General features: G+C 58.2%; 8 protein-coding genes. 4 read left to right on the forward strand and 4 right to left on the reverse strand.

Going from position 1 to position 17872, the window contains the following annotated elements; all coding sequences use genetic code 11:
* Window positions 1–25: 25 nt before the first annotated feature.
* Both CKW19_RS15120 and CKW19_RS15125 read right to left on the reverse strand, forming a co-directional pair.
* A complete protein-coding gene (locus CKW19_RS15120) occupies window positions 26–520 on the reverse strand; it encodes a DUF934 domain-containing protein (protein ID WP_053160900.1) in 495 nt (164 codons plus the stop codon).
* On the reverse strand, window positions 504–2162 hold the full coding sequence (locus tag CKW19_RS15125; RefSeq protein WP_095058556.1) for a nitrite/sulfite reductase: 1659 nt from the start codon (window positions 2160–2162) through the stop codon (window positions 504–506). The genes CKW19_RS15120 and CKW19_RS15125 overlap by 17 nt, the downstream gene beginning before the upstream one ends.
* 524 nt (window positions 2163–2686) lie before the next feature.
* On the opposite strand from CKW19_RS15125, the gene CKW19_RS15130 reads away from it, so the two are divergent.
* A complete protein-coding gene (locus CKW19_RS15130) occupies window positions 2687–3772 on the forward strand; it encodes an ABC transporter substrate-binding protein (RefSeq protein WP_095058557.1) in 1086 nt (361 codons plus the stop codon).
* Window positions 3773–3778: 6 nt separating this feature from the next.
* Here the strand turns inward: CKW19_RS15130 and CKW19_RS15135 are convergent, their stop codons facing one another.
* Window positions 3779–3997, reverse strand: a complete 219-nt coding sequence (locus CKW19_RS15135) for a DUF2970 domain-containing protein (protein WP_095058558.1) — start codon at window positions 3995–3997, stop codon at window positions 3779–3781.
* 173 nt (window positions 3998–4170) lie between these two features.
* Here CKW19_RS15135 and CKW19_RS15140 point away from each other — a divergent pair, with 173 nt between their 5' ends.
* On the forward strand, window positions 4171–10836 hold the full coding sequence (locus CKW19_RS15140) for an NEL-type E3 ubiquitin ligase domain-containing protein (protein ID WP_095058559.1): 6666 nt from the start codon (window positions 4171–4173) through the stop codon (window positions 10834–10836).
* Between the two features lie 67 nt (window positions 10837–10903).
* Here the strand turns inward: CKW19_RS15140 and metH are convergent, their stop codons facing one another.
* Window positions 10904–14614 carry a methionine synthase gene (gene metH / locus CKW19_RS15145; RefSeq protein ID WP_095058560.1) on the reverse strand — a complete coding sequence of 1237 codons (3711 nt, stop codon included), beginning with the start codon at window positions 14612–14614 and terminating at the stop codon, window positions 10904–10906.
* A 156-nt stretch (window positions 14615–14770) separates the two neighbouring features.
* Between metH and CKW19_RS15150 the strand changes: the two genes are divergently transcribed.
* Together CKW19_RS15150 and nfuA are read left to right on the forward strand one after the other, a co-directional pair.
* Window positions 14771–17056, forward strand: a complete 2286-nt coding sequence (locus CKW19_RS15150; RefSeq protein WP_095058561.1) for a fatty acid cis/trans isomerase — start codon at window positions 14771–14773, stop codon at window positions 17054–17056.
* 197 nt (window positions 17057–17253) lie between these two features.
* Window positions 17254–17838, forward strand: a complete 585-nt coding sequence (gene nfuA / locus CKW19_RS15155) for a Fe-S biogenesis protein NfuA (RefSeq protein WP_003225494.1) — start codon at window positions 17254–17256, stop codon at window positions 17836–17838.
* Window positions 17839–17872 lie beyond the last annotated feature (34 nt).

Below are 17872 nucleotides of genomic sequence, written 5' to 3' on the forward strand. Positions count from 1 at the left end.
TCAGGGCTTTTTTATGCGCTTTTGCTTAGCGGCGACGGAACAGCGGCAGCGGTTCGTCGGTAGCAGCCTGATAAGTCACCGAGAAGTCCTTCAAACCTTCGAGGGCTTCGTACGGGTCTTTATCCGGGCGAATTGCAAAGGCATCGAAACCGCAGCGATGCAGGTAGAACAGCTGATCGCGCAGTACATCACCAATCGCCCGCAATTCGCCTTTGAAACCGTAACGGTCGCGCAGCAGGCGGGCGTTGGAGTAGTTGCGGCCGTCGGTGAAGGCCGGGAAGTTCAGGGCGATGACCTGGAACTGCGCCACGTCTTCACTGATTTCCTCGGCTTCTTCATCGGCATCCAGCCAGATGCCCAAGCCGCCGTCGCGGGCCAGGAGCATGCGGCTGTGTTCGCGCCACAGCTGCAACGGGACAATGTAGTCGTCGCAGTTGGTGATCTCGTCGATGTTGAAATCCTTCGGCAGCAAGTGCCAGGTTTCGTCGACGACTTCGTTGTTCTTAATGATTCGCTGCATAGACGCGTTCCTTGAAGAGGTCGATGCCAATACGCTGGTAGGTGTCGATGAAACGCTCGTCTTCGGTACGTTGTTCGATGTACACGTCGATGAGTTTTTCGATCACGTCAGGCATGGCTTCCTGGGCAAAGGACGGGCCGAGGATCTTGCCCAGGCTGGCGTCACGGCTGGCGCTGCCGCCGAGGGACACCTGGTAGAACTCTTCGCCTTTCTTGTCCACCCCGAGGATGCCGATGTGGCCGACGTGGTGGTGACCACAGGCGTTCATGCAACCGGAGATGTTCAGGTCCAGCTCACCGATGTCGAACAGGTAATCCAGGTCATCGAAACGACGCTGGATCGATTCGGCGATCGGGATCGACTTGGCGTTCGCCAGGGAGCAGAAGTCACCGCCCGGGCAGCAGATGATGTCGGTCAGCAGGCCGATGTTCGGCGTGGCGAAACCTTGCTCGCGCAACTCGCCCCACAGGGTGAACAGCTTGTCCTGCTCGACGTCGGCCAGAATGATGTTCTGCTCGTGGGACGTGCGCAGCTGACCATAGCTGTAACGGTCGGCCAGATCGGCCACGGCGTCGAGCTGTTTGTCGGTGATGTCGCCCGGTGCAACGCCGGTCGGCTTCAGGGACAGGGTCACGGCGACATAGCCCGGCTTCTTGTGGGCCAGGGTGTTGCGCACGCGCCAGCGGGCGAAGCCCGGGTGCTGTTGGTCGAGCTCGGCCAGGGCGGCGGACTGGTTGTCCAACGCCTTGTAGTCCGGGTCGACGAAGTGTTTGGCGACACGCTGCACTTCGGCTTCGGTCAATGTGGTCTGGCCACCGCGAAGGTGCTCCATTTCCGCGTCGACTTTTTGCGCGAAGACTTCAGGCGTCAGCGCTTTCACCAGGATCTTGATCCGCGCCTTGTACTTGTTGTCACGACGGCCATAGCGGTTGTAGACCCGCAGGATGGCGTCGAGGTAGCTCAACAGGTCTTGCCACGGCAGGAACTCATTGATGAACGCGCCTACCACCGGTGTACGGCCCAGGCCACCGCCGACCAGCACACGGAAGCCCAGTTCGCCAGCGGCGTTGTGCACCGGCTCAAGGCCGATGTCGTGGACTTCAATGGCGGCACGGTCGGAGGTCGACCCGTTGACGGCGATCTTGAACTTGCGCGGCAGGTAAGCGAATTCCGGGTGGAACGTGGTCCACTGGCGGACGATCTCGCACCATGGGCGCGGATCGATCAGCTCGTCGGCGGCGACACCGGCGAACTGGTCGGTGGTGACGTTGCGCAGGCAGTTGCCGCTGGTCTGGATCGCGTGCATCTGCACGGTCGCCAGTTCAGCGAGAATGTCCGGAATGTCTTCCACGGCAGGCCAGTTGAACTGCACGTTCTGCCGGGTACTGATGTGGGCGTAGCCCTTGTCGTAGTCGCGGGCGATCCTGGCCATCATTCGCATCTGGCGCGAAGTCAGTTGGCCATAAGGCACGGCGACCCGCAACATCGGGGCGAAACGCTGGATATAGAGGCCATTTTGCAGGCGCAGCGGGCGGAACTCTTCTTCGCTCAGCTCCCCTGCCAGATAGCGTCGGGTCTGATCACGGAACTGCTTGACGCGGTCCTCGATGATCCGCTGATCGTAATCGTCGTATACGTACATATAAGTCCTGTTCTCAGGCTTGGGTCGCTCGGATACAGCTGCGTTTTTGTGCTTGCCGGAGTCCGATAAAACCTCTGCAATTCTGCGCGCACGGCCGCGCACTCCCTACGGAGCCGGGGCAAGATACCAGTTTGCAGTTATGCGTAAAAGTGATGTTTGAGCATATGTAAAGAACCAAATCGCCTAATGAGAACCGTTGTTGCAAAGACCCTGTTTGTGGCGCGGGCAATCGTCGTCTTTACTGTGATCGAGTCTTTATGCAATCACCGATAAAACCGACAAGAGGCGATGCAATGAGCAACCCAACCAAAGCACAGAAAAGCGATAGCTCGGTCGATGCCTGGGCGATTTTGTTTTTGATCATTCTGGTCGTGGGGACGGCGGTTTTCTGGGTCAGTCACCAGTAGGCGACCCAATCCGGGCCTTGTTCTGACGGTTGTCAGACAAAAACCGGAAAAGGCGGCGTTGTACCGGAGATTCGCTGGCTATAATGCGCGGCGAATTTCCGGGGGTTGCGTCGACACATGTTGAAGGTTCTGAGGGGCGTATTGCTGGCGTTGGGTCTGATCGGGGGACCTTGCGCGCAAGCGGCGTCGGTGTTGTTCCTGAATCCGGGAACCACTCAAGAAGCGTTCTGGGTCAGTTATTCGCAGTTCATGCAAGCCGCGGCCAAAGACCTTGGGATGGATTTGCGCATCCAGTATGCCGACCGCGTTCCTGAAAACATCATCAAGCAGGCCCGTGAAGCGCTCCAGGGACACAACCGTCCCGACTACCTGGTGTTCGTCAACGAGCAATCTGTGGCGCCCGAAGTCCTGCGTCTGGCGCAAGGCAGCGGCGTAAAGCTGTTTCTGGTCAACAACGCCCTGTCAGCAGATCAGGTGAACCTGCTCAGTGCGCAACCGGACAAATACCCTGATTGGGTGGGAAGCCTGGTGCCCAATGACGAGGAGGGCGGCTATCTGATGCTCAAGGAGCTGATCCGCCAACATCCTCCGGTGCCCCCTGGACAGACAATCGAGCTGCTGGCCTTTTCCGGCTTGAAGATCACCCCGTCCGCACAACGGCGAGAAAAGGGCATGCGCCGGGCGCTGGCCGAGCATCCGCAAGTTCGGCTCCGGCAGTTGGTGTACGGCGGCTGGACGCGTCAACGCGCCTATGAGCAGGCCAGGCTGTTGTTCAAACGCTATCCCCACACTTCACTCGTTTGGGCGGCCAATGACGAGATGGCATTTGGCGTCATGCAGGCCTATGTCGAAACCGGGGGCGTTCCCGGTAATGGTGCACTGTTCGGCGCCTTCAATAACTCACCGGCCGCATTGCAGGCGCTGTTGGACAATCGCCTGAGCGTGTTGCTGGGTGGGCATTTCAGCCTCGGTGGCTGGGCGTTGGTGCAGTTGCACGACTATGACGAAGGCGTGGGCATCAGCCAGTACGGTGGTCGGGATCGGCAGATTCCGTTGCTACAATTGATTGATCGCAAGCAAGCCAAGCGATTGCTGGCGATGAGCGTTACGCAGGATTTTGGCGTGGACTTTCACAAACTGTCGGCCAAAGGGCGGCCGACGTCCTGGCGCTACCCCTTCACCCTGCAGACCTTGATGCACTGAGCCGGATCAGACACCTGCCAGGTGCAGCACCAGCTTCACGATGCCGAACAGCGTCAACGCGAACACCGCCGTGAACACTATCCCCAACACCACAAAATGACTGGGTTTGCCGTGGGTGAAATCCCGGGCACGGTTTTTCCCGCTTTGTACCCCGAACGCCGCCGCCACGACGCTGTGCAGCATTTGCCAGAAGGTCGGCGGCTTGTTGTCGGCCGGATCGTCCATAAATTCCTCGCCTGAAAATAGCTCACCCAAGCATAGTCAATCCGGCGGTTCGCGCCTTGGTTCGCCTGCAATTGAAACTGTCGACATCAGTTGTTGCCATCGCGATAACTATGTACCGCAGGGAAACAGTCCTGAACTGGTGTCCTGATGCTCCATTTATCAGGAGCGAGCCCATGTCCACGTCCCCCCCGACTTCGTCGACCGAGGCGAATCAAAAAACACCATTGCATAAAACGTCGGCTGCCGGAAAAAGCAGCATCCACGCTGCGTTTCTTGAGCAAACGTCTCCCGACTGGCTGATCAATGCGACACCCGCAAGGCGGGCAGAGCTGAAAGCAGCCTCCGCTCACCTGCCGCACTGGTATCAGGAGGCGTCGGTTGAACAAAAACAAATTCTGCAGGAAAGCTTCGCTGCCCGCTTCAAGGCACAAACCCGTCTGGATAAAACCATGTCGGCACTGCTTGACGTTGAAATATTCGCTGCCCGGCTGTTGGTGAAAGCGCTGAAGGAGCAGTTCGCAGTTGAGGTCGATGTCAACAAAACGCTGGTATGCCTGAAGCGGCCGCTCGAAATCAGCGTACTTGAAATAGAGGTCGCAACATTCGACGTGTTGAAGCTCTCTTTGCTGCAGGCGGCGCTCCATAACTTCGAGGCGTCGGAGTGCGAGCACGGGGCTTTTCACGAGGAGTCGAGTTTTATCGTAGAAACAACAACTCCGGACACCTTTCAAGTGGTCGATCTCAACATCACGATCAGGCAGTTCCTGTCCCTGTGTCGCACGTTGGATATCGGCGTGCAATATCAGGTCTATGTAAAGGCGTTCTTCCATCCTTCGGATGCCGATAAGGAAGCGACGCTCCGCCAGCAGTTTATTGCCAGTCAGAAGGCAGCACTTTTGTCCGCGGCCGCGGTGGCGTTGTTGAGGGTGGACATCGAACCAAATGATTACGAGATGATCCGTTCGCTCGTCGACGGCGAGATGGACCTTCGACTGGGCGGCAAGCAGGTATGGTTTTGTGATTTAGCCCTGATGAAGCGCAGGATGATTGGCTGCGCAGTGTTCCTTATCTCTGAAAAGTACCGCTACGGCACCGACGTCATTATTTATATTCCTGACGATCCTGTGCACCCGCTCAAGCGTTACCCGTTGAAGCAGATGAAAGCAGAACTCGAACGACGGTTCACTGCCCGGGATGCACAACCGCCCAAAGACGATGGCCCGACAAAATATCAGCGATTTTTCAGCCAGTTCGTAGCGTATTCCGATCGACCGTATTACGTCAGCCAGTTCACCAAAGTGGCTGCAGATTCTCCCACCGATTTCGTGCACTCCACCGGGTTTACGATTCTTCGCAATCTTCCGCCACTCTCGCCCTTCTTGTTCATGAACGAGCTTCCTCCCGAGCGTCAGGTCAAGCGAGTGAGGGTTGAAAATCCCTATCTCGACCCTTCATGCCGGGTGCGCAAAGGTGACGGTTTGTGGTCTCTGAATACGGACTTCTGGACTTACCTCTTCGAACAGCACCGCGATAGGGTTATCGCCGACGCCCGTAGTCAGGCTGTCCCCACCGATGACGTCGATGCCAGAGTGCGGGCAGAAAGACTCAACCACTTGCTGGAAATCGGCATGCTGGGATTGAACCTAGTCTCAATGTTCGTGCCCGTACTCGGTGAGGTCATGATGATGGTGATGGTCGACCAACTCCTGTATGAGACGTTTGAAGGTGTGATCGAGTGGAGTGAAGGGGACCGCACCGCCGCCAAGGCGCATCTGATCGATGTCGCGGAAAACCTCGCATTCATTGCCGTCATGGCCGGTGCCGGTAAAGGACTGGCCAGACTGACTGCCGTGGCGCCGGAGCCTGTGGTCGAGGGGCTGGAGCAAATTCAGGGGGGCGATGGCAAAAAACGTCTATGGAAACCAGACTTGAGTGCCTATGAGCAACAGATTGTGCTCGATGGCAACGCGGGTCCGGATGCATTGGGGCAGTATTCGCTCAACGGTAAAAGCTACATTCGGCAGGCGGGCAAGGTTTATGAAACGAGGTTTGATCCATCGCTGAAAAAGTGGCGTATCAAACATCCGGCCGACACCAGCCTTTGGCAACCGATACTCGAGCACAACGGCCACGGCGCCTGGCGTCATACGCTGGAGCGCCCGCTCGAGTGGGATCGTCTGACACTGTTGCGGCGCATTGGTCACACGACAGAATGCTTTGCCGACAAGCAGTTGCTCAAGATCGCGCAGGCCAATGGCATCGGCGACGATGCCCTGCGCAAGATGCACATGGACCATCTTCCTCCACCTCCCGATTTGATGGATGCATTGAGCTTGCCCGATCCCGATCCGCAGGTGATCGGTTTGGAGCAAGGCCCGGTCGCGATGCTGCGCCGTGTTTGTCCGGGGCTCGGTGAGACCGCTGCAAAGCGGGTGTTGATCGACGCCGATGCCGAAGAGCTCACGCGGTTTCAAACCACCCGACGAGTGCCACTGAGAATGTTGGAAGAGGCGCGCTGGTATGCGCAGCAAGGACGGGTGAGCCGCGCCTTTGTCGATCTGAATCTCGGGGAAATAATCACTGCGGACAGTCAGTCGCTGGCATTGCATTCGCTGGCAAAATTACCGGGCTGGTCCAATGACGTACGACTGGAAATCCGCGAGGGCCACGTCGACGGTCCACTGATCGATGGCATCGGCGGGGAAACAGCTGTAACCCGTAAATATCTGGTGAAAAACGGCCCGGGCTTCCAGGCTTTTGACGAGCGGGGTGAGGCACTCAACAGCGTGCCGCGGGACGGCAACAACTTCTTCGCCTCGATCATGCACGCCTTGCCCGATGAGGCTCGGCAGGCTTTAGGCGTCCCGCATACGTGGCAAAGCGGTGATTTGCAAAAGGCAATGACCGATTGCGCCAGTGAGCACCGCGCGGAGTTGGCACAACGGCTGGAACAGCGAAAGGGCAACCCTCGCAGGTTCAAGCCGCCCGTGCGTGTGAGGGAGCGTGTCATGGGCTACTACGCCAGCGGACGTGGGCAAGGCGTGAATCCTTCACTGGTTTCGCGGGTCCAGGTTATCTATCCAGCGCTCACTGACGCCCAGGCCAATGGATTTATCCTGGAGCAACTGCGGGCAGGAAAAACCGACCCGCAGATTTATGGTCTGCTGCAGGCGCGTTTGCGTGAATGGGAATTGCTGGAGTCGACACTCGACCAATGGGCCGGCGTAGCGTCGCCGGACACTGCCCTGCAATCAATGCTCGGAGGAAGGTCCTATGTCGCGCGAGCCATCAAACAATCCTGGCGCAACTCGCCACTGGCCGACTCACAGTTCATGAACAGTGCCCTCGATCTGACCTGTGATGATCCGCTTCCTGCGCTATCGGCAGATTTTTCCCATGTGCGTCACCTACAAATTCGCGGGCAATGCATCAATGACAGCAATGCCAATGCGCTTTTGCATAGCTTTCCTGGTTTGACGAGCCTGAGAATAACCGCGACCGACTATGAGTTCACCAATGTGCCCGAGGCGCTTGTCAGACTGGAAAATCTCAAAAGCTTGAGTCTGTACTCGGCGTCGCCTTTTGCAGCGGACATGCCGTCGAGGTTGAACGCACTGACCCGACTGGAGGCGTTGAGTGTCAGTGCGCCAATTTGGGGGCCAGAGGCATGGGACTTCAGTCGTTTGCGTCATCTGCGCCAGCTTCATCTCGGGGCTCCCTTGTTAGTGGAATGGCCTGCCGGGATACTTGAGCTGCCAAACCTTGAGCGCCTGAATCTCCGAGAGACCTCAATTCGAGCGCTTCCCGACGCCATCTATGAGGGGCATGAAAAACTGTGGTCGGGATTGTCGCTGGACTGGTCGAAAATCCCTCGCGAACACTTCAAGCCGGCTTACGAGTATGTCAAGAACCACCCGGATCACCTTGTCGATGTCGAGGAAATGGTCAGGGGATATTGCAAGGCGCAAGTCAGACGCCTGGCGCAGGGGATGAATGAGCCGGTCGAGGGTTTGTTCAATCAGTTCGCCGCACAATGGCTGGGAGAACAGGCAAGGTTTCAGGCAGTGGAGGCGTTAAGCGAGGAGTACAGCGTTCTCGACCGAAGTCTCAAGCGCTGGTCCCATCGTCTGTCTAACGACGGAGCACCCATGCCAACCCATGAGGCGGTGGGACGAAGCATGGCTGACATGTCCATCAGGGCCTGCTGGCGCAATGGCACATTTAAACGCTATGGCGCAATGGCCGATGCTTCGAGGCTCGATTTGTCAAATATGGGGCTGAGCGAGCTTCCAGATCTGCCGCAGGGTGTGTTCCCGCATGTAAAAACGCTGGATTTGAGAGGGATGAAAGCGCCTGTGGAGCAAGTCCGCCATTTTGTTCGAGCGTTTAGCGAGGTTGAAAAACTCGACCTCAGTGCTAACCAATTGACGGACCTGCCTATCGTACCGGGCGACTTTGCAAAACTGACGAATCTGGACCTCTCCAGTAACCAGATCGCGGTAGACACAGCCGTGCAACAACGTTTTGATGGCCTTCAAACGCTTGAATATCTGAACTTGCGCAACAACCCGCTGGACGCGTTGGACGTGTCCGCGATGACGCAGCTCAAAGCCCTGAGCCTTGAGAGTACGGGGCTGCTCGACTGGCCGATTGGGGTTCAGGACCTGCCGGAATTGACTTGGCTTGATGTGCGCAGCAGCAAAATATCTTCACTGCCCAGCGCGGGCTTGTCCGATGAAATGTTGCTCAAAACCAATCTGGCGAACGCGCCGCTGGATGCGCAAGCCAGGACAGCCCTGAACTTAGCCCGCCAGCGATTCGAGAATGCCAGGGGATTGCCGCTCGGCACGCTGGAACGCTTCGCTCAAAGGGATGCGCTTCCAGGTTTTCCTCCCGTTTTTCCACCGACAGAAAGCGGGCTCACCATCGCACTGGACCTGTTGCCCCTGCCGCAAATACCTGTCGGTGAAGGCGTCGCGAACCTTGCCAAGCGCCTGCAGCGGATAAAACCGGCACTTGCGCAAGATGAGGCCTTGCAATGGGTCGAGCAGGCGCGTGCAAGTGCGGCCACTGACGCGCAGATCAGCGACCAGATAGGCGAATGGGAGCAGTCGTTCGAAACGCTGACACGACAATTGAATGGCTGGCTGTTTACGCGGGAGATCAATGGCCGGCGCTGGAAGATTTCGTCGGCCAATCGCAGGCTGGCTTCGCTACGAATCCTTGATTGTTGGAGCGAAGGACTGATCGGCGATAGGGGTGTTGTAAACCCTGCGTTGAGTCTCGATGGCTTACAACTGGGCGATCTTCCTGAATTGCCTGCGGTGTTCGCCCATGTACAAACGTTGGATTTGACCGGTGCAAGACTCTCTGCGCAAGGCTCCGACGGGTTTCTGAAGGCCTTTGCCGAACTCAAGGCATTGGCACTCGCTGGCAATGATCTCGAGGCGATGCCTGAAGCGATCAAGAGTATGGCGCGTCTTGAACGGCTTGATCTTTCAGACAATCAATTCGATGCCCCCGAGGTTTTGTACGCTTCGCTCAATCGCCTGGAAAACCTGCAATGGTTGAATCTGGGCTACAACAATCTGGGCCATTTCAATGCTGGCACGCTTGCGCGGTTGGAGACGCTGGATATACGAAACAATCAACTGAGCGAGTGGCCGGAAGGAGTGCTCGATAGCGATCGCCTCAGAGTGCTGAATCTGAGTGGCAATGACATCACGACCATTCCTTCGGCCGCCCTGGACGGTACCCATGAGGTGCTGATATCCGGCACAGACTTGAGCGACAACTACAATTTGTCGCGTGAGAGCCTGGAGGAACTCAGGGATTACTGTGAGACGGGTTCGCACGCTACAGCGTTGGGTTTCTCACGCGCTGAACTCGATGAGATGCTCGAGGTCATTTCCAATGACGGTGCCAGTGAAACTGAAAGCATGCAGTCCGACGAAGACCTTGCCGACTCGCAGCCCGATGTCGAACAACTGTCGCCATGGCTGGCGAATGCCTCGAAAGAGGAGATGGCAACGAGAACCGAGACCTGGAATCGACTGCTGGCGGAGCCGGACAATGCCGCTTTCTTCCACCTGCTTGCAGTCTTGCCGGATACTCGTGAATTCAGAGTGGCGAATGCCGATTTGACCCGAAGGGTGTGGGCCGTCATGGAAGCTGCCGAAAGCAACACCGAGCTTCGCACGACGCTGTTCGCCAATGCCGCCACCCACGGTACTTGTGTCGACGGCCGGATTCTCAGTTTCAGTGTCCTGGAAAGCAAAGTATTCCTGCATAACGCGTTGCTCGATCTTCCTGCCGGGCTGGCGGCAAAGGGCCGGGCATTACTGAAACTGTCCAGGCAGATGTTCCGCTTGGACAGGATCGATCTGAAGGCGATAGAAATCGCCAAGAAAACCCACTTCGATCAGGCACAAGTCCGTCTGGGCTACCGAATCGGCCTGACAAGTGGCTGGAGTGACGGCCTGGAGCTACCGGGACAACCCGGCCACATGACCTATGCCTCGGGTGTTACGCCAAAAGACCTGGCTGACGTTCGTCGTGAAGTCATGGATGCCGAACGATCCGACCTGTTTTTTCAGGACCTTATCCAGCGTGACTATTGGGAGGACTATCTAAAGGAAAAGTATCCGGAGGCGTTAAGGGAATTCGATGAGGTGGAGGAGTCGGAGGAGGGTGACTTCAACCTGGAGGAGGCTCAGCATCGGTATAACGAACGTCAGTTCGCGCGCAGCTTGAGGATGATCGACCTGTCTCGGCAGGAGACCGAAGCGATTGAACATCCCAGTGTGATAGCGCCGCAGCCGGGTCCTTCACACAGCTGATTGCTACTGTCGATAACCTTTGCAGCGCCGGGTTGCCCGACGTTGCAAAGTTGTTTTATCGACTGTCTCAGTTGTCGTAACCGAGGTTCGGCGCCAGCCAACGCTCGGTCACGCTCAATTCCTGACCTTTACGCGATGTGTAGCTCTGCACCTGATCCTTGTCGACCTTGCCCACGGCGAAGTATTGCGCCTGCGGGTGAGCGAAATACCAACCGCTGACCGCCGCTGCCGGGAACATCGCGTAGTGCTCGGTGAGGAACACACCGCTGCGGCCGGCGCGCATTTCCTGGGCTTCAGGATCGAGCAGGGCGAACAGTTGGGCTTTTTCGGTGTGATCCGGGCACGCCGGGTAACCTGGAGCAGGGCGGATACCGGTGTACTGCTCTTTGATCAGCGCCTCGTTATCGAGCGTTTCGTCTTTCGCGTAGCCCCAATGTTCTTTACGCACCTGCTGGTGCAGCCACTCGGCGCACGCCTCGGCCAAGCGGTCGGCCAGGGCCTTGACCATGATCGAGTTGTAATCGTCGCCAGCGTCCTGGTAGGCCTTGGCCACTTCTTCGGCGCCGATGCCGGCGGTGGTGATGAACCCACCGACGTAGTCGGTCACTTCACTGTCCTTCGGTGCGACAAAGTCGGCCAGGGAGAAGTTTGGCTTACCGTCGGTCTTGATGATCTGCTGGCGCAAGTGATGAAGCTTGGCCATTGGCTTGCCGTCGTCGCCGTACAGCTCGATGTCGTCGTCGTGCACCTGATTGGCCGGCCAGAAACCGAACACCGCACGGGCGCTGATCAGTTTCTCGTCGATCAGTTTGGTCAGCATCTCCCGAGCGTCTTTATAGAGTGAAGTTGCGGCTTCACCGACGACTTCGTCTTCGAGGATGCGCGGGAATTTACCGGCCAGGTCCCAGGAGATGAAGAACGGCGTCCAGTCGATGTACTCGGCCAGAACGTTGAGGTCGATGTTGTCCAGCACTCGGGTACCGGTAAAGGTCGGTTTGACCGGCGTGTAGCTGGCCCAATCGAACTGCGGCTTCTTGGCGATGGCCGCGCCGTAGCTCAGGCGTTCGGTGCGGGCGCTGCGGTTGGCGGTGCGCTCGCGGACGTCGATGTATTCCAGGCGGGTTTTCTCGACGAAACCGGCCTTGAGTTCCTTGGACAGCAACTGGGTCGCGACACCCACAGCGCGTGAGGCGTCGGTGACGTAGATCACCGCGTCATTGCTGTACTTGGGTTCGATCTTCACCGCTGTGTGCGCTTTGGAGGTGGTCGCGCCACCGATCATCAACGGCAGGTGGAAGTCCTGGCGCTGCATCTCGCGGGCCACATGCACCATTTCATCCAGCGACGGAGTGATCAGGCCGGACAGGCCGATGATGTCGCACTTCTGCTCTTTGGCCACTTGCAGGATCTTTTCTGCCGGGACCATCACGCCGAGGTCGACGATGTCGTAGCCGTTGCAACCGAGCACCACGCCGACGATGTTCTTGCCGATGTCGTGCACGTCGCCTTTCACCGTGGCCATGAGAATCTTGCCCTTGGCTTCCGGCTTGTCGCCTTTTTCCAGTTCGATGAACGGGATCAGGTGCGCCACGGCCTGTTTCATTACGCGGGCGGATTTCACCACCTGGGGCAGGAACATTTTACCGGCGCCGAACAGGTCGCCGACGATGTTCATGCCGGACATCAGCGGGCCTTCGATCACTTCGATCGGACGGGCGAACGACTGACGGGACTCTTCGGTGTCTTCGACGATGTGCGTGGTGATGCCCTTGACCAGCGCATGTTCCAGACGCTTGTTGACGTTCCAGCTGCGCCACTCTTCGGTCTCGGCTTCCTTGACGCTGCCGTCGCCCTTGTACTTGTCGGCGATGGCGAGGAGGGCGTCGGTGCCTTCCGGCGTGCGGTTGAGGATCACGTCTTCCACGGCGTCGCGCAGTTCCACCGGGATCTGGTCGTAGATCTCCAGCTGACCGGCGTTGACGATGCCCATGGTCAGCCCTGAGCGGATTGCGTACAGCAGGAACACCGAGTGGATCGCTTCACGCACCGGGTTGTTGCCACGGAACGAGAACGACACGTTGGACACGCCACCCGAGGTCAGCGCATACGGCAGCTCGTCGCGGATGTAAGCGCAGGCGTTAATGAAGTCGACGGCGTAGTTGTTGTGTTCTTCGATGCCGGTGGCGACGGCGAAGATGTTCGGGTCGAAGATGATGTCTTCCGGCGGGAAGCCCACGTCGTTGACCAGAATGTCGTAGGAACGTTTGCAGATTTCTTTCTTGCGCGCTTCGGTGTCGGCCTGGCCGGCTTCGTCGAAGGCCATCACCACCACGGCGGCGCCGTAGCGCTTGCACAGTTTGGCGTGGTGAATGAACTGCTCGACGCCTTCTTTCATGCTGATCGAGTTGACGATGCCCTTGCCCTGGATGCACTTGAGGCCGGCTTCAATCACTTCCCACTTGGAGGAGTCGATCATGATCGGTACGCGGGAGATGTCCGGTTCACCGGCAATCAGATTGAGGAAGGTCACCATGGCCTTCTTCGAATCGAGCATCCCTTCGTCCATGTTGATGTCGATCACTTGGGCACCGGCCTCGACCTGTTGCAGGGCGACTTCCAGGGCTTCGGTGTAGTTGTCTTCGCGAATCAGACGGGCGAACTTGGCGGAACCGGTGATGTTGGTCCGCTCGCCGACGTTGACGAACAGCGAGTTGCGATCGATCGTGAACGGCTCCAGGCCCGAGAGGCGGCAAGCCTTCGGGATGTCCGGAATCTGGCGCGGTGCGTAACCGGCCACGGCGTTGGCGATGGCTTCGATGTGGCCCGGCGTGGTGCCGCAGCAGCCGCCGACGATGTTCAGGAAGCCGCTTTGGGCGAACTCTTCGATGACCTTGGCGGTTTGCGACGGCAGTTCGTCGTACTCACCGAACTCGTTCGGCAGGCCGGCGTTGGGGTGCGCGGAAACGTGGGTGTTGGCCTTGTTCGACAGTTCTTCGAGGTACGGGCGCAGTTCGCTGGCGCCGAGGGCGCAGTTCAGGCCGACCGAGATCGGCTTGGCGTGGGCCACGGAGTTCCAGAACGCTTCGGTGGTCTGGCCCGACAGCGTGCGGCCCGAGGCATCGGTGATGGTGCCGGAAATCATGATCGGCAACTCGATGCCCAATTCTTCGAACACGCCTTGCACGGCGAAGATCGCTGCCTTGGCGTTCAGGGTATCGAAGATGGTTTCGATCAGGATCAGGTCGGCGCCGCCCTCGATCAGGCCTTTGGTGGACTCGGTGTAGTTTTCCACCAGCTCATCGAAGGTCACGTTGCGATAGCCGGGGTTGTTCACGTCCGGGGACAGCGAGCAGGTACGGCTGGTCGGGCCAAGCACGCCGGCGACGAAGCGTGGTTTATCCGGGGTTTCGAGGGTCTTGGCGTCGGCCACTTTGCGGGCCAGGCGTGCGCCTTCTACGTTTAACTCATACGCCAGGCCCTGCATGCCGTAGTCGGCCAGGGAAATCTGGGTGGCGTTGAAGGTGTTGGTTTCCAGAATGTCCGCGCCGGCATCCAGGTAGGCTTTTTCGATGCCGCCAATCACGTCCGGGCGCGTCAGCACCAACAGGTCGTTGTTGCCTTTGACATCGCTTGGCCAGTCGGCGAAGCGTTTGCCACGGTAATCCTGTTCCTCGAGCTTGTAGCTCTGGATCATCGTGCCCATGCCGCCATCGAGAATCAGGATGCGCTCTTTGAGGGCGTGCTTGAGAGCTTGAAGGCGAACACTGCGATCGGACATTTGGACTACTCGGAAAGACCATTACGAAGGGCCGGGATCATAACAAACTTGTGCGCTTTTAGAGCATGGACGGGTTTAGCATGAATATCGCTCATGTTGAGAGGTGCGTCAGCGCTGTAGAATCGCGGCGTTTTTTAAAGGATCGGGATCAGGGACATGTCGTATCGCTTCGTCATCAGCGCTGTGCTGTTGTTTTCAAGCTGGGGCGCTGCGGCGCAGGGATCGGCGATTTCCTACAGTCGCGACATCCAACCGATCTTCACTGAAAAGTGCGTGGCCTGCCACGCCTGCAATGATGCGGCCTGCCAGCTCAATCTCGGTAGTGGCGAAGGCACAGCGCGCGGTGCGACGAAAATCCCGGTCTATGATGGTGACCGCAGCAAAGCGCAGGCACCGACACGGCTGTTTCTGGACGCCTCCGGAAAAACCGCCTGGCAGCAAAAAGGCTTCTATTCGGTGCTCGACGCGCAGGGCAGTCAGGCGGCACTGATGGCGCGCATGCTTGAACTGGGCCACAGAACCCCTTTGCAGCCCAACGCCAAACTGCCGCAAGACATCGTCCTGGGCCTGAACCGGGAAAACATGTGCGCCATGCCGGCGGAATTTGACGGTTATGCCCAAAAACATCCCAAAGAAGGTATGCCACTGGCGGTGACCGGCCTGACCCTTCAGCAATACCAGACGCTGCAACGCTGGCTGGCCTCCGGTGCACCCATCGATGAGCAGGGCCTGGTCCCCAGCGCCAAAGAAGCGTTGCAAGTGGTGCAGTGGGAAAAACTGCTGAACTCGCCCGGCGCCAAGGAGAGTCTGGTGGGGCGCTGGCTGTACGAGCACTGGTTCCTTGCGCATCTCTATTTCAAGGATGGCGAGCCCGGGCATTTCTTCCAGTGGGTGCGTTCGCGCACACCGACCGGCCAGCCGATCGACCTGATCAACAGCCGTCGCCCGAACGACGATCCGGGTACCGAGTTTTACTACCGTTTGTGGCCGGTGCAGGGCGTGATTGTGCACAAGACCCACATCAGTTATCCGCTGAGTGCGGCGCAAATGGCCCGGGTTAAAAGCCTGTTCTACAACGGCAGCTGGCAGGTCAACGCTTTACCGGGTTATGGGCCGCAGAGCCGGGCCAATCCGTTTGCCACATTTGAGGCGATCCCGGCCCAGGCGCGTTATCAGTTCATGCTCGATAACGCCGAATACTTCGTTCGGACCTTTATTCGCGGGCCGGTGTGCCGCGGCCAGATCGCCACGGACGTGATCCGCGACAACTTCTGGGCGCTGTTCCAGGCGCCGGAGCACGACCTTTATGTCACCGATCCGAATTACCGCGGCCAGGCTACGCCACTGCTGGCGATGCCGGGGCAGAACGATGACGTCGGCAGTGTCCTGAGCCTGTGGCACGACTACCGGGACAAGCGAAACGAATACGAGGCCTTGCGCCGCGACAGTTATGCCGATGAGCCAGCGCCGAGCTGGTCGACGCTGTGGGCCGGCAACGACAACGCGCTGCTGAGCATTTTCCGTCATTTCGACAGCGCCTCGGTGACCAAAGGCCTGATTGGCGAACTACCGCAAACGATGTGGCTGTTCGACTATCCGCTTCTGGAGCGCACCTACTACCAGTTGGCCGTTAATTTCGATGTGTTCGGCAACGTTTCCCATCAAGCCCAGACGCGCCTGTATTTCGACCTGATCCGCAACGGTGCGGAGCAGAACTTCCTGCGTTTGATGCCTGCTGATTCTCGCGATGGTTACCTTAATGACTGGTATCAGAACAGCGGCCAACTGAAGTTGTGGATGGACTACGAGTCCATCGACAACGACAAGCCGACCGCACTGAAGCTTGACGAGGCAGATCCCAAGCGCGATTTCGCCAGGCAATTGCTGGCCCGTTATGGCGACCTTAATGCGCAGCCCGATCCCATCAACCGCTGCGAGGGGGCCTATTGCTCCCGACCAAACATCGATCCGGAATTGCAGGGCGCTGAGCAAGCCTTCAGCCGCTTGGCATCGCGCCCGGCAGCCGGGTTGAAAGTCATTGATCAGTTGCCCGAAGCCACAATGCTGCGCGTCGAGACGGCGAGCGGTAAACGTGTGGTCTACAGCCTGTTGCGCAACCGCGCGCACAGCAACGTGGCGTTCATGATGGGCGAATCGAGGCGCTATCAACCGGGGCTCGATACCTTGACCATTTTCCCGGGTGTGCTCAGCAGCTATCCGAACTTCATGTTCAACATTCCGGCCGATCAAGTGCCTGAGTTTGTGGACGCGATGGAAGGCGCAAAAGACGCTGCCAGTTTCGAGAAAATCGTCGAACGTTGGGGCATTCGTCGCAGTCATCCGCAATTCTGGCAGTATTTTCATGATTCCAGCCGCTATATCCACGAGACCGATCCGGTGGAAGAGGGCGTGCTGGACATGAATCGCTACGAGAACCTTTGATCCACCACAATCCCCGTAGGAGCTGGCTTGCCAGCGATGAGGGCAAGACATTCAATATAAATGTCAACTGACCTGACGCCTTCGCCGGCAAGCCAGCTCCTACAGGGTATGAAAAGATCTTTTCCTGACAAAAATACTAGGACTTTGTCCGGCGCGTTGATTGGCGTAAACTGCGCGCAAGCCTGCGAGGAGTTTCCATGACCGCTATTACCATCACTGACGCCGCCCACGATTACCTGGCTGATCTGCTCTCCAAGCAGAACACCCCGGGCATCGGCATCCGCGTCTTCATTACCCAGCCCGGCACCCAGTACGCCGAAACCTGCATTGCCTATTGCAAGCCGGGCGAAGAAAAACCCGAAGACACCGCGCTGGGGCTAAAAAGCTTCACCGCCTACATCGATTCGTTCAGCGAAGCTTTCCTGGATGACGCGGTCGTCGATTACGCCACCGACCGCATGGGCGGCCAGTTGACCATCAAGGCGCCAAACGCCAAAGTCCCGATGGTCAACGCCGACAGCCCGGTCAACGAGCGCATCAATTATTACCTGCAAACCGAGATCAACCCGGGGCTGGCCAGCCACGGCGGTCAGGTCAGCCTGATCGATGTGGTCGAGGACGGCATCGCCGTTCTGCAGTTCGGCGGCGGTTGCCAGGGCTGCGGCCAGGCCGACGTGACGCTGAAGGAAGGCATCGAGCGCACCTTGCTCGAGCGTATCCCGGAGCTCAAAGGTGTTCGGGACGTGACCGACCACACGCAGAAAGAAAACGCCTACTACTAAGTAAGGTGTTCGCTGCGGCATAAAAAAAACGGCG

It is taken from the genome of Pseudomonas sp. Irchel s3f7, assembly GCF_900187615.1.
GTDB lineage: Bacteria > Pseudomonadota > Gammaproteobacteria > Pseudomonadales > Pseudomonadaceae > Aquipseudomonas.

Coding starts and splice junctions, on each gene's coding strand:
- CKW19_RS15120 (WP_053160900.1), bottom strand. CDS start 520: ATGCAGCGAATCATTAAGAACAACGAAGTCGTCGACGAAACCTGGCAC.
- CKW19_RS15125 (WP_095058556.1), bottom strand. CDS start 2,162: ATGTACGTATACGACGATTACGATCAGCGGATCATCGAGGACCGCGTC.
- CKW19_RS15130 (WP_095058557.1), top strand. CDS start 2,687: ATGTTGAAGGTTCTGAGGGGCGTATTGCTGGCGTTGGGTCTGATCGGG.
- CKW19_RS15135 (WP_095058558.1), bottom strand. CDS start 3,997: ATGGACGATCCGGCCGACAACAAGCCGCCGACCTTCTGGCAAATGCTG.
- CKW19_RS15140 (WP_095058559.1), top strand. CDS start 4,171: ATGTCCACGTCCCCCCCGACTTCGTCGACCGAGGCGAATCAAAAAACA.
- metH (WP_095058560.1), bottom strand. CDS start 14,614: ATGTCCGATCGCAGTGTTCGCCTTCAAGCTCTCAAGCACGCCCTCAAA.
- CKW19_RS15150 (WP_095058561.1), top strand. CDS start 14,771: ATGTCGTATCGCTTCGTCATCAGCGCTGTGCTGTTGTTTTCAAGCTGG.
- nfuA (WP_003225494.1), top strand. CDS start 17,254: ATGACCGCTATTACCATCACTGACGCCGCCCACGATTACCTGGCTGAT.